Below are 12,256 nucleotides of genomic sequence, written 5' to 3'. Positions count from 1 at the left end.
ATTCAAAATATGTAACCACTTGATTACAGAACAAAATTCAATTATCATGTAATCAAGTGATTACATTTCAGGAGGGACTTATGTCAGCACAATCTACAAGGGATCGATTAATCGAAGCGGCGCTTGCCCTTTTCAAAGAAAAAGGATATCAAGCCGCATCCACCAGGGAAATTGCCCAAAAAGCAGGCGTCAATCATTTGACCCTTTTTAGACACTTCGGAAATAAACAGAATTTATTTCGGGAAAGTGTTATTCAACATGTGTCATCGGGAGATTTTATTGGAGAACTTGAAGGAATACTGAGCGGCGATTTACGACAAGACCTCTCATTCATTGCGAAAGCATATCTAAAAGAAAACCTGGAAAAAGGTACTGTTTTTTTACTTTACTTTAATGATGCAGTACAGGATAAGGAAGTTTGCGAATTAATCATGGATATTCCCCGCCGTCTCAATCGCTTTTTAGAGACTTATTTTGCCAACCTCTATGCCGAAAAAAAAATTTCAGGCGGCAATTTTCAAATTTTAAGCCAAATGTTTTTCGGTTTGCTGAATCAATACATTATGTTTCAACATTTGCCCGCATTCAAGGAGTCGTTCGATGATCGTATTGATGACTATGTTGAGGAGTGCGTCGATTTATTTTATACAAAACTTGAAAAGGAAGTGCCGTCTTGATTACTCTGCAACCGGTTTTGCACATACCTGCAGTTTCCAAATGGGATGAAAAAATAAACCTGAAGATAAGCGGACTCCGACCGTTTGATATCATTGAAATCATCTTGACTGTGAAAGATGAAGCTGACGCAGAGTGGAGATCACATGCTGTTTTTCAAGCGAATCGATTGGGAGAAGTCGACCCTGCAGCAGCAGCCCCAATAAAAGGAACCTACCAGTCTAAAGATCAAATGGGGCTTTTTTGGTCAATGCAGGCGGTTGAATCCTCCTGCTCGTTCCATAAAAAATCGGTTAATTCCTCCGTTTACAGGATTGAGGTGAAGCAAAAAGAACGCACGATCCTGAGTAAAGAAATAAAACGAGTGCTGCTTTCTGAAACAGTAGAGAGACAGGAAGTAAGCGAAAATGGGTTGTCCGGCACATTTTTTCGTCCGCTTGCTGTCAACCGGCCTCCCGCAGTCATCGTATTAGGGGGATCTGACGGCGGTCTTGATGAAACAATGGCAGGCATGTTAGCAAATTACGGATATGCAACATTTGCAATCCCTTATTTTCAATACAAACAGCTTCCTAAAAAACTGGTTGAAATCCCGCTTGAATATTTCCGGAAAGCGATCGATTGGCTCGGACGCCAAGAAGGACTTCATCATCGTCAGATCGGAATATGCGGAAGGTCAAAAGGCGGCGAACTGGCGCTGCTGATAGGTTCCCATTTTCCGGAAATCCGTTTTGCGGTTTCTCATGTAGGCGGCGGGGTCGTCTTTCAAGGCGTTGGATTAAAAAAATTTCGGCAGACATCTTCCTGGAGTCTGGACGGCGCACCGCTCGCCTTTGCCCCGCTGCCATTGTTTTCGCTTTCTCAGCTGTGGAATATGGTGACACATAAGCTCACAAGACAGCCTCATGCTTTTACTGATCTTTACAAAAAAGCTTTACGGAAAGTGAAAGAGGATCATCCAGCAATTATAAAAGCGGAACATATTAATGGGCCTATTCTGTTAACTTCAGGTACGGATGATTTGGTATGGCCCTCCGCCTCTATGAACGAGAAAATCGTTGAACGGCTGAAAAAGAAGAGATTTCCCTATTCTGTTAAACATCTATATTTCGAAGATGCCGGCCATAATATCAGGCCTCCATACTTTCCGACATCCGAGCGGAAAAGCCGAAAAATAGCCTATGGGGGAAAAACTGAAGCCGATGCCATTGCAGCTCAAACATTTTGGCGGGAACTGCTTTTGTTTTTAGAAAAATCAACTGCCCCAAACAACTAAAAAACCGCCTGGGGACAGGCGGTTTTCGCTTAGATAGCTCCCTTCGGGTTCGGCCCGTATTGATTTTCCTCTTTTACACTGTTTTGACAAAGCATGATCAGCAAAATAAATTGCCCAATGAGAGGGATCAGACCGATGCAGATCCAGCAGCCGCTTTTACCCGTATCATGCAATCTGCGGATCGTGACAGCCAAGCCCGGCACAAGAATGGCAAGCAAATAAACCATCCCTAAAAATGTCTCTATTTCATATTCCGGAAGATGCAGAATGGCTTTAAAAAAACCGTAGAGGACCAAAATCATGTATGAGAAAAAGCAAAACAGCCAAAATTCCTTTCGTCTCGCCCTTCCTGTAAATCCTGCATAGTTTTTTATTGCTTTCAAATACCATTTCATATATAAGCTCCTCACCAATAAATATCGTTCTAAAATACTGCCCAAAAAATTAAAAAACAGCTTCTGTGCGTGAGAAGCTGTTTTTCCTTGCGTATGTTTGAATTATAGCTGCTCCAGCTTTTTCTCTAAAGCTTTAATACTGTCATTCAAAGCCTCCGTCATCTTGACCAGCTTTTCTTTTGACGAATATTGAGCGAAATCTTCCTGATTGAGCGGTTCGCCGATGACCAGTTTCATTTTGCCTCTCTTGAAAAGCTCTTTTTCGTTGGAAGGACCGCTGTATGCGGCCGGCACAAGCGGCGCTCTTCCCATCTGGGCGATCGTGACAGCCCCTCTTTTCAATGGAACATCTTCAGATGATCTTGTTCCGCTTGGGAAAATGCCGACGATTTTTCCTTCTTTCAACAGCTTAATCGGGGTTTTGATGCTGCTTGGCCCGGGATTTTCCCTGTCGACGGGAAATGCGTTGATGCTTGAAAGAAAAGAACCGCTTAATTTATTTTCAAAAAGCTCTTTTTTCGCCATGTAATGAATTTCCATAGGCAAAATGCCGACACCCAGTGCGACGACATCCACCCATCCTGCATGTGTGCACGCAATAACGAAACCTGTGTCTTTAGGAAGATTTTCTTTATTGTATACTTTAATTCCGCCGCGCAAAGAAAGAATCGCTTTTGCAGCATAACCAGTAAATTTATACATATGGCACTTCCTTTATTGATGTAGTCGTATGAGGTTTCCCTTTATTATTATAACAATTTTTTTTATTACCTGGTACTAAAAAATGATTTTTCACAAAAAAAACCGGGGAATTTTCTCCCCGGTTTTCAGACTTTTTCTTTTGTCGGCGGCGCCATAAATTCAGGCCCGATCTGTTCTGAAATCGTATTGTCCAATATGTCGTCAATTGCTTTTTGATCACTTTCCGTTAAGCTCCAGCCGGTGATTTCGCTGACTGGACGGATTTGATCAGGGCGTCTCGCTCCCCATAAAGCGATACTTGCGCCGGGCTGATCAAGCACCCATCTTGCTGCCAGATGGAGAACCGATTTGCCGAACCGCTCGTTTGCAAACTCATCAAGTTTCCTGACGGCCTCCAGATATTCTTTAAAGCGCGGCTTTTGAAACTTAGGGTCCCGCTTTCGAAGGTCGTCCCCTTTGAACGTGTAGTCCTCATTCATTTTTCCTGACAGAAGCCCCCTGCACAAGCTTCCGTATAATAGCGTCGTCAGCCCTTGATCTTGCGCATACGGAAGAATGTCTTGCTCGATTTCCCTTTCAAACATGTTGTACGGCGGCTGTACGGTATGAAGCGGCGCCGCAGCTCTGAATGTGTCCATCTGCTCCGGGGAAAAATTGCTGACGCCGACCGCTCTGATTTTCCCCGCATCATACAAGTCTTTCATCGCTTCCGCCGTTTCTTCGATCAGGACGAGCGGATCGGGCCAATGCACTTGATACAGGTCGATGTAATCCGTATTGAGCCTTTTCAGCGAATCGTCAACTTCCTTGATGATCCGCTCCCTCGATCCGTCGAGGTACAGCTGTTCCTGCTTCCAATCAAGTCCTGATTTTGTCGCGAGAATGACTCGGTCGCGCTCTCCGTATTGCTGTACGGCTTTACCGACGATTTCTTCCGACTGCCCGAAACCGTATGCCGGAGCGGTATCAATCAGGTTGATTCCTTCATCAAACGCAGCATGAATCGTCTGAATCGCTTCTTTTTCATCGCTTCCGCCCCACATAAAACCTCCGATGGCCCATGTTCCGAGACCGATGCGCGACGATTCGATCGATGTACCGGATATGTTGATGTATTCCATGCTCCTCTCCCTCCTGTTGTGAGTCTGATATCATATTTTCCCGGAAGCTTTTTTTTAAAAACGTGTTTTGACTAAAAATCATCTTACAGCGGGACACTTCATATGCCTATTGCATATGATGATCCCAATAAACTAATGAAGGGACCTAGAACAAATGCATCCAAATCAATACCCATATTATATTCCTTTTTCTTATAACCCGGTTTGGTTTCACGAATCAGACTATGCAGGCGCTTTTCGAACACCCGGCAGCGAAGAACGCATCGTATTAAGAGATTATGGACAAAAGCCGTTTGCCGCTAATATCAACGAAGCGGCAAAACAGAACAAAACGTTTCGGACCGCTTTATGGACAGGAAGACATTTGCAAGTTACCCTGATGAGCCTCAACCCCGGCGAAGACATCGGATTGGAAATGCACCCTCACGTTGACCAGTTCCTTCGTGTTGAACAAGGCAGGGGAATCGTTCAAATGGGGCCGAGCAAACATCATTTGCAATTTAAAAGAAATGTTTACGATGACACCGCTATCGTCGTCCCTGCCGGAACATGGCACAATCTCACCAATACAGGCAATACTCCGCTGAAACTATATTCAATCTATGCTCCGCCCAACCATCCATTCGGCACCGTCCATCGAACGAAAGCCGATGCGCTGGCCGCAGAAGACCGCCGCGGTCACGGCCAATATTTTTGACAGACGATAAAAACAGCTGATAATGAAGGATATCCTCTAATCAAATAGCCTTTTAGCATATAATAAAGATCTGATATGCTTAAAGGCTTATTTTGCTGCTGTGCTTTATATTTCGGCCGTTCAGTCGTTAAAATCGCGATGAAGATTAGTTTTTTTGAACGTGTTCAGTTATTATATAGGATAGATGATTTTAAAGGTAAGAAATTGGAGGAAAAATGAGCCGTGGGCATATTTAGTGCAACTTCAAACCTTTCTTATGCGTTTATAACATAGAGGGGAGAAAAGGCAGTGACTATCGACGAAATTTACCAAATGTATATGAATGATGTTTACAGGTTCCTGCTCTCCATGACGAAAGATAAACATCTAGCAGAGGATTTGCTTCAGGAAACCTTTATGAGAGCTTACATACACATCCATTCTTACGACCACAGCAAAGTGAAGCCATGGCTTTTTCAAGTGGCACGCAATGCGTTTATCGACTATGTCAGAAAGCATAAAAAGGAAGTGACGATTTCTGACGACATGATCGGAAACCTGTTTCAAAACGCGGTGCAAAGCCCTGCTCACCAGGTCGAAATCAAGGAAGTGTTAACCTTATATATGAACCAGCTCCCCGATAACTACCGGGAAGCGCTTACGCTGTACTATTTAAAAGAAATGAACTACAAGGAAGCGTCAAGCTTGATGAATATCTCAGAGGCTAATTTTAAAAGTGTTTTATTTCGTGCCAGACAGCGGCTGAAAGCACTTTACAACAGAGGTGTTAACGATGAATGAAGATTTTAAAAAACGTTGGGAAAAATATAAAAACGGCGAACTTTCCGAATCGGAAATGCTCCGGGTCGAAGAAGAGCTTGAACAGCTTGAAGAATACCAGGACATGCTGGAACAGGAAATGAAAGACGAAGACTGGGATTTGGCGATCAGTCCTGAAAAGCAAAAAGCGATTTTAAGATACGGAAAAAATAAATCATATATGCGGATTTCCACCCTTGCTGTTATTTCTACGCTTATTATTCTGCCGATCTGCACACTCGGCAGCTATCTATACTACGGGTTGGGCGGGCATGAAAGCAAAGGGAATGAACTGGTGCAAACCGCTTCAATGACAGTTGCCGTCACAAACCCGAATATTCAAGTCGATACTGAAGCCCTTGTCAACAAAGTAAAACTCTTTGGAATCGAAACACAGTTCCCGTTAAAGAAGCAAATCGGAAACGTCACAAAAGTAGTTGGAAATGAAGAAGTGGAAATGTTCTTCGATCAGCTGAAGTCTCCGCAGATTCATCAATACAATCAGGAGCTTTCAAAAGAAGAACGTCATTTTGTCTACCCTGACGGCATCAAAGAAAAATCAGTGTCCAAAGCCGAGTCGATTTTAAAACAGCTGCCTGACGGAACCGTAACCGAAGCTTTCCTTTCCTTTGAAAAAGCATACCCGACAAAGGAGCTGTATGAAAAATTAAAAGGCTATGATATTCGCGTTCTGTGGAATGCGATTGAAACAGAGGGCGATTTAAAAGAGCATCCATACGCAGAGCCGATCGGATTTCCCGGAAAAGATTCAAACCGGATTTTTGAAATTCAGCAACCTGCCGAAAACGATGACGAACAGTTTAAAGCGGCGCTTTCCTACATGATCAAGAACAAGCATTGGGCTGAAACCATTTCAGGCAGGAAAGACCTGAAGCTTTCCAAACGGCTTGACTATGTGGAACAGAATGGTGTGAACGTGTATGGAGCCGTCATTACCGGACCGTCAAAAGAGGTTGAACGGCTGATCAAAAAAGGGCCTGTCAAAGCAGCTAAAGTAGGTGAGGTGGAATTATGGAACTGGTAAGAATCTTTAAGGAGCACAACGTATTTGGATGGGTGTCTGTCGGCACGGCCATTCTGTCCCTGTTCGTCTTAAACTTGGCCATTTTAAGCGACACGATTGCATATTCGTATAAGATGCTTCCTTTTGCGATGGCCGCCGTTCCGCTCGGAATTATCGAGCTGTTCATAAAAAAAGGACGGACCGGTCTCGGATTTCTCGGCGTCGTCCTGAACATTTTCATTCTCGTTTGCGTATGGACCATCGTCTCCATCGATACGAATCTGCAGCTCGGCTTTTAATAACTCCCCGGTTATACCGGGGAGTTTTTCATTTCAGAGCCTTGCGAAATAGGTAGCTCGCTTTTTCATACCCCATTTTCTCTTCGTAAAAACGGTGAGCGTCTGCCCGCTGTAAGCCTGATGATAAAGCGATTGAAGCCAATCCGTTCCCTTTGGCCCACTCTTCAACAGCGCCTAAAAGCTTCTTTCCATAGCCTTTTGAACGGTGTTTTTCACACGTCACCAGGTCCGCTACCCAAACATGACGGCCTTGGTTCAAAGAAACCCTCGGCAAAAAGCCGGCCAAAGCCACCGGAATATCACCGTCATACAGCGCAAATAACGTATACCTTTCAGCCTCCCGCGCTTCTTTGACGAGCTCCAAAAAAGACGTTTCATCCAAATGGGGGCGGAGCTGTCTCATAATCGGATAGACTTCCTTGAGCTCTGTTTCACAATGCAATTCCCTACAATCGAGCAACATCGTCATTCCCTTCTGTTGGTTATGAAACTACTTTAACCCGGAAACTGACCTTTTTAAAATGGCCAGTTTTGATAAAATAATACATACCAGATGAATTGAAAGGGATGATTGAATGGATATAACCCCCTTTTTAAGCCGCAGCGGCAGCGAGCCGCTTTATCAGCAGCTGTACGCGTTTTTCAAACGAAGCATTCATTCGGGACACATAAAGCCTGGAACAAAGCTTCCCTCCAAACGAATGCTTGCCAAACATTTAAATATCAGCCTGACAACCGTTGAACACGCGTATGAACAGCTGGCTGCAGAAGGATATCTGCTCAGCAAGCCTAGAAAGGGCTGGTATGCGGCCGAAGCGGAAGGAGACTTTGCACAGGCTGCACCTCCTCCTGCCGAAAAAGAAATGGAAGAACATGAGACGGCGGCGGACATGATCGATTTTCACCACGGCCATGTAGACCTCGCGTCATTTCCCGTTTCCCTATGGAAAAAAACGCTCGCCAAAACCTTTGATGAATCAGGGCACGGACTTTTTCAAAGCGGCCCCACGGCCGGAGATCTTCCGCTGCGGAAAATGATTGCGGTTTACCTCAGAGAATCGCGCGGCGTGGTCTGTTCACCCGAGCAAATCATCATCGGAGCCGGCACACCGGTTTTGCTGCAGTTGCTGTGCCATCTGTTTCCTAAAGGCACAACCGTCGGTTTTGAAGATCCCGGATTTCATCGCTCGAAAACGGTCCTGAAAACCGGCGGCTTCAATGTGATGCCTATAGCAGTCGACGAGAGCGGGATTTCCGTGCAAGATCTTGAACAATATCAGCCGCAGCTCGCATACACCACCCCGTCCCATCAGTTTCCGCTCGGAATGATCATGCCGGTCGGCCGCAGGCTGCAATTGCTTGACTGGGCAGCATCGACCGGAGCTTATATCATCGAAGACGATTATGACGGGGAATTCCGCTATGCAGGACAGCCGATTCCTTCCCTTCAGGGACTTGACCGGAACCACCGGGTCATCTATTTAGGAACCTTTTCAAAATCGCTGATTCCCTCCCTCAGGATCAGCTATATGGTTCTCCCCTTTCCGCTCGTCCAAGAAGGGCTCAACATGGCATCCTTATTTAAACAAACGGTTTCCCGCCATGTACAGCATGCCATTGCTTTTTTTATGAAAAACGGGGATTATCAAAGGCACTTGAACCGAATGAGAACACTCTACCGAAAAAAGCGAAAAACGCTCCTTGATGCCATCAAGCGTGAATTTGGCGATCATGCCGCAGTCAGAGGAGAGAACGCCGGCCTTCACATCATCCTTGAGGTGAAAGACGCCCCGAGCGAAGAGTGGCTGACCCGGAAAGCGCTGGAACAAGGGGTCAAAGTATATCCAGCCTCAGTCTCGTATGTGACTCCTCCTGAAACCCACGCGGTGCTCCTCGGGTTTGGCGGACTTTCTGAAAAAAGCATCGCAGACGGCATCAAAAAGCTGAAGACAGCATGGTTGAACGGTGGACAGTCTCGGGAATGACCCTGCACAATCGGGCACGGAAAGTCGGATGTGGGGATTCTGCTCCTGCTATTCTTGTAAACATAGGAGGTCATCAAATGGATTTGCTGAAGAACATGAATCAAGCCATGGCGTATATTGAAGAACACTTGGCGGACAGTATCGACTTTCAAACGCTTGCGAAGCTTTCTTACTGCTCTGAATATCATTTTAAAAGGATGTTTTCTTTTCTTGCCGGGGTTTCGCTGTCCGAATACATCCGCCGCAGGCGGCTTACCCTTGCAGCGTTTGAACTGAAGAACACGAATCGAAAAGTGATCGATATTGCGGTGAAATACGGCTATCACTCGCCGGATGCTTTTACGCGCGCATTTCAAAAGCTGCACGGCATCACGCCGACAGAGGCAAGGCACGATATCAGCACACTGAAAGCATATCCTCCGATGACCTTCCAGTTAACAATTAGAGGAGGAAACGAAATGAACTACCGTATTGTAGAAAAGAAGGCATTTCGGATCGTCGGAATCAAAAAAAGGGTCCCTGTCGTCTTTCACGGAATCAATCCGGAAATCGCCTCGATGTGGAAAGCTTTAAGCAGTGAAAACATCGCTGAATTAAAAGAGCTGTCAAATGTCGAGCCGCTTGGACTGATTCAAGCATCAGGGAACTTTTCCGAAGGCCGGATGGAAGAGAAGGGAGAACTTGACCATTATATCGGTGCAGCGACAACGAAGGAATGCCCGGACCGATATGAACAGCTTGAAGTTCCCGCCTCGACATGGGCTGTCTTTGAAGCGGCCGGTCCGTTTCCGGACACCCTTCAAAATGTCTGGGGACGCATTTATGCTGAATGGTTCCCGTCTTCACATTACGAGCAAACGAAAGGGCCGGAAATCCTTTGGAATCAGGATCAAGATATCAGCTCCCCAACGTTTAAAAGCGAAATATGGATACCTGTCCAAAAAAGAATTGGCATGTAAGGATTAAAGTTAGAAAAAAACAAAAGCTCGAGATATCAGTTCTTTTTGCTTCACAATACCGCTTCAGAAGAAAAAGAGACAATGACGCTGAGAGTGACGATATAACATTGAAGAAAATGACGTAGAATACCCAGATAGCATTTAATTTCAGCCTTGAAGAATTTGCACAGGCGTACAAATAAAGCAGCGCAAGACTTTGAAAAACGATGAAGAGATGAAAGCTCCTATTCATAATCGGATTCATCAGGGTGGGAATTACTCTGTTCATTTGGCTAATGTTCCAAAAACGACATTAATAATAAAAAATCGAACCGTTAATATGAGAAACAACCAAGTGCATTCATATTGACGGTTCGCTTCCTCAACAATTTTACACCCGTTTGTATGATCTCCTGGAATTTTTTGAATCCCTATCTAAGAGGAGTCAAGAACAGAGTGATAAAAAATATGAGTTTATATGGTAGATTGGAACACTCCTCATGCTTCTAGTGATGATTCTTAATACTGTCTTTTTAAAAATTGACCCTTTGTATAAATATCATCGTTGTATTAATTTACATTTTGTTCATGGGGGTTATTAAGAGCAGATGGAAAAAAAGCTAAAGACTAGCCCTAATAACCTAAGTAATTTGATTCATTTTCATGGATGAACAGGATTTATTCCCCGATTGGTTTCCGTAAAGTGGTAAACTCTATACTGATTGTAACCAAAAGGATTAGAGGAGAATGCCATGAAGACGCTGGATGTTCAAGCGTTGCACAATGCGATAGATCAAACGCTCGAACAATTAAAACAACAATCAGACGAATTTTCTAAAGTCAAAAAAGCCGTTGAAGGCATCACATCGCTTGATGATGCTTTAAAAGGAAAAGGCGGCGACGCGATCCGCGCGTTTTATGAGGAATGCCACACCCCTTTTCTACAGTTCTATGATACCTTTATAGAGGAATACAGTTCCACGCTGAAGAAAATGAAAAGCGCGCTGAATTCTCTGGAACCAAACCACAACGGATTTATTTCACAATCCTTTCTTGAACACGAACTAGAGAATGGCTTAAATGCTGCTGATCGAACAACGAAACATTTGGTTTCGAAGACCAACGCTACAATTGCGAAGGTCAGTCATATCGTTGATTTGCCGGATTTGAACGACAGCGGTTTTCATGAACAGAAACAGAAAGCGTTAAAGGAAATCAGCACGACCCTTGAAAAGCTGCATGCGTTTGACCGCGAACAAACAAACGCGCTCAAAACGGCCGAAAACGACCTTGAGACGATGCAGAAATATATCGCGCGGCTCGAAAAGATGTATACCGGACCAAAAATTGAAATCACCGGCTATCAAAAAGGTTCGATTTTAAAGCCGGATGAGATGGATAACCTGAGTGGAAATCAAGAAACAGCGATGGGTACCATGCTGAAAAAAGTCGGAGACAAAGAAGATGTTGACGTAAACACTCTTGCCGATCCAGATCGATTAAAAAAATTGGCGACACAAAAGGTTTCCACCAAAGAGTACACTCAAGAGGAATTGAATAAACTAAAAAAAGATTATAGAGTATTTAACGATACGCTTTACCGGGCATACATAGATGGTGATACAATCGTTAAGATAGAACCCGCCTACACCCTTCCAGAGAATGTGGAAAAAAGCGATTTTGATAAATATTTCGATACGGCGATGGAATTTACAGGTGTGTATGATGCAGTAAGAGCAGCGTTTGGATACGACCTTGCGACAGGCGAAATCGTTAAAGGTAATGGTGACCGTTTGATGGCCGGATTGAGTGTCACACCTTTCGGAAAGGCATTTAAATACGGAAAGCGCGGCTTCAAGTTATTTAAAGGTGAAGAAGCGGGAAAGAAAGTTGCAAAGGTAGATAAAGGATCGAAAGCAGCTAAGGATGTTGGAAAAGTTGAGCAAAACCCTTCTAAATCAGCAAAGGAAACGCCAAAAAAAGCTTCTGAGGGAAAAGACAAAGTTAAAGATTTTGATCTGAGTTTTGCGACTAGCAAGCTCAAGAATGGAAAAATTTCCGCTAATGATTTAGAATCCATGATACCAAAGGGTACACCAAACAATTTTAAAGCAAGTGAAACTATAAAAAAAGGATACAAATACAACTTTGAAATTGACGGAAAAAAAGTAGAGGTAAAGTGGCATTCACCGGATTTAAACGCAAAAGAGAAATTTCCGGACAGTAATTCCGGAAATATGTGGACTGCCCAAATAAAGATACAGAAAAAACTTCTAGGACAAGATGGTAAACTCCATAAAAAACCGAGTAACATAACACACATTCCAGTTGTAGGAGAGTGAAACG

13 protein-coding genes are annotated in these 12,256 nt (G+C 44.1%); 9 read left to right on the top strand and 4 right to left on the bottom strand.

What is annotated here, in order from left to right:
* Positions 1 to 80 precede the first annotated feature (80 nt).
* On the top strand, positions 81 to 677 hold the full coding sequence (locus MHH76_RS05450; RefSeq protein WP_020450743.1) for a TetR/AcrR family transcriptional regulator: 597 nt from the start codon (positions 81 to 83) through the stop codon (positions 675 to 677).
* Positions 674 to 1,951, top strand: a complete 1,278-nt coding sequence (locus MHH76_RS05445) for an acyl-CoA thioester hydrolase/BAAT C-terminal domain-containing protein (RefSeq protein ID WP_020450742.1) — start codon at positions 674 to 676, stop codon at positions 1,949 to 1,951. The genes MHH76_RS05450 and MHH76_RS05445 overlap by 4 nt, the downstream gene beginning before the upstream one ends.
* A 29-nt stretch (positions 1,952 to 1,980) precedes the next feature.
* Here the strand turns inward: MHH76_RS05445 and MHH76_RS05440 are convergent, their stop codons facing one another.
* The 3 genes from MHH76_RS05440 to MHH76_RS05430 form a co-directional block, all read right to left on the bottom strand.
* Positions 1,981 to 2,346, bottom strand: coding sequence for a DUF805 domain-containing protein (locus MHH76_RS05440; RefSeq protein WP_020450741.1), 366 nt, complete (start codon positions 2,344 to 2,346; stop codon positions 1,981 to 1,983).
* A 102-nt stretch (positions 2,347 to 2,448) separates the two neighbouring features.
* Positions 2,449 to 3,048: a lysophospholipid acyltransferase family protein gene (locus MHH76_RS05435; RefSeq protein ID WP_020450740.1), complete on the bottom strand. Its 600-nt coding sequence runs from the start codon at positions 3,046 to 3,048 to the stop codon at positions 2,449 to 2,451.
* Between the two features lie 125 nt (positions 3,049 to 3,173).
* Complete coding sequence (locus MHH76_RS05430) at positions 3,174 to 4,169, bottom strand: aldo/keto reductase (RefSeq protein WP_020450739.1); 996 nt, start codon at positions 4,167 to 4,169, stop codon at positions 3,174 to 3,176.
* A 154-nt stretch (positions 4,170 to 4,323) separates the two neighbouring features.
* On the opposite strand from MHH76_RS05430, the gene MHH76_RS05425 reads away from it, so the two are divergent.
* The 4 genes from MHH76_RS05425 (at position 4,324) to MHH76_RS05410 (ending at position 6,987) form a co-directional block, all read left to right on the top strand.
* Positions 4,324 to 4,866 (top strand): cupin domain-containing protein, encoded by a 543-nt coding sequence (locus MHH76_RS05425; protein WP_020450738.1) that lies wholly within the window; start codon positions 4,324 to 4,326, stop codon positions 4,864 to 4,866.
* A gap of 288 nt (positions 4,867 to 5,154) precedes the next feature.
* Complete coding sequence (sigM, locus tag MHH76_RS05420; RefSeq protein ID WP_020450737.1) at positions 5,155 to 5,646, top strand: RNA polymerase sigma factor SigM; 492 nt, start codon at positions 5,155 to 5,157, stop codon at positions 5,644 to 5,646.
* On the top strand, positions 5,639 to 6,709 hold the full coding sequence (locus MHH76_RS05415; RefSeq protein WP_020450736.1) for an anti-sigma factor: 1,071 nt from the start codon (positions 5,639 to 5,641) through the stop codon (positions 6,707 to 6,709). The genes sigM and MHH76_RS05415 overlap by 8 nt, the downstream gene beginning before the upstream one ends.
* Positions 6,697 to 6,987, top strand: a complete 291-nt coding sequence (locus MHH76_RS05410) for a hypothetical protein (protein WP_003180123.1) — start codon at positions 6,697 to 6,699, stop codon at positions 6,985 to 6,987. Before MHH76_RS05415 ends, MHH76_RS05410 begins: the two co-directional genes overlap by 13 nt.
* Positions 6,988 to 7,015: 28 nt before the next feature.
* Here MHH76_RS05410 and MHH76_RS05405 read toward each other — a convergent pair whose 3' ends face one another.
* Positions 7,016 to 7,450: a GNAT family N-acetyltransferase gene (locus tag MHH76_RS05405; RefSeq protein WP_020450735.1), complete on the bottom strand. Its 435-nt coding sequence runs from the start codon at positions 7,448 to 7,450 to the stop codon at positions 7,016 to 7,018.
* 112 nt (positions 7,451 to 7,562) lie between these two features.
* Between MHH76_RS05405 and MHH76_RS05400 the strand changes: the two genes are divergently transcribed.
* The 3 genes from MHH76_RS05400 (at position 7,563) to MHH76_RS05390 (ending at position 12,252) form a co-directional block, all read left to right on the top strand.
* Positions 7,563 to 8,972, top strand: a complete 1,410-nt coding sequence (locus tag MHH76_RS05400) for a PLP-dependent aminotransferase family protein (RefSeq protein WP_020450734.1) — start codon at positions 7,563 to 7,565, stop codon at positions 8,970 to 8,972.
* 77 nt (positions 8,973 to 9,049) lie between these two features.
* Entirely contained in the window at positions 9,050 to 9,931 is an 882-nt protein-coding gene (locus tag MHH76_RS05395) for an AraC family transcriptional regulator (RefSeq protein WP_023856521.1), read from the top strand.
* 731 nt (positions 9,932 to 10,662) lie between these two features.
* On the top strand, positions 10,663 to 12,252 hold the full coding sequence (locus MHH76_RS05390; RefSeq protein ID WP_023856520.1) for a T7SS effector LXG polymorphic toxin: 1,590 nt from the start codon (positions 10,663 to 10,665) through the stop codon (positions 12,250 to 12,252).
* Positions 12,253 to 12,256: the final 4 nt, after the last annotated feature.

The organism is Bacillus sp. FSL L8-0193 (assembly GCF_037976065.1).
Classification (GTDB): Bacteria; Bacillota; Bacilli; order Bacillales; family Bacillaceae; genus Bacillus; species Bacillus paralicheniformis.
Note: the sequence above shows the minus strand (reverse complement) of the source record. Positions and strands in the feature narration are given on the sequence as shown.

Bases quoted from the DNA above. Each gene is read 5' to 3' on its own strand.
- MHH76_RS05450 (WP_020450743.1), top strand. From the start codon at position 81: ATGTCAGCACAATCTACAAGGGATCGATTAATCGAAGCGGCGCTTGCC.
- MHH76_RS05440 (WP_020450741.1), bottom strand. From the start codon at position 2,346: ATGAAATGGTATTTGAAAGCAATAAAAAACTATGCAGGATTTACAGGA.
- MHH76_RS05435 (WP_020450740.1), bottom strand. From the start codon at position 3,048: ATGTATAAATTTACTGGTTATGCTGCAAAAGCGATTCTTTCTTTGCGC.
- MHH76_RS05430 (WP_020450739.1), bottom strand. From the start codon at position 4,169: ATGGAATACATCAACATATCCGGTACATCGATCGAATCGTCGCGCATC.
- MHH76_RS05425 (WP_020450738.1), top strand. From the start codon at position 4,324: ATGCATCCAAATCAATACCCATATTATATTCCTTTTTCTTATAACCCG.
- MHH76_RS05415 (WP_020450736.1), top strand. From the start codon at position 5,639: ATGAATGAAGATTTTAAAAAACGTTGGGAAAAATATAAAAACGGCGAA.
- MHH76_RS05410 (WP_003180123.1), top strand. From the start codon at position 6,697: ATGGAACTGGTAAGAATCTTTAAGGAGCACAACGTATTTGGATGGGTG.
- MHH76_RS05405 (WP_020450735.1), bottom strand. From the start codon at position 7,450: ATGTTGCTCGATTGTAGGGAATTGCATTGTGAAACAGAGCTCAAGGAA.
- MHH76_RS05400 (WP_020450734.1), top strand. From the start codon at position 7,563: ATGGATATAACCCCCTTTTTAAGCCGCAGCGGCAGCGAGCCGCTTTAT.
- MHH76_RS05395 (WP_023856521.1), top strand. From the start codon at position 9,050: ATGGATTTGCTGAAGAACATGAATCAAGCCATGGCGTATATTGAAGAA.
- MHH76_RS05390 (WP_023856520.1), top strand. From the start codon at position 10,663: ATGAAGACGCTGGATGTTCAAGCGTTGCACAATGCGATAGATCAAACG.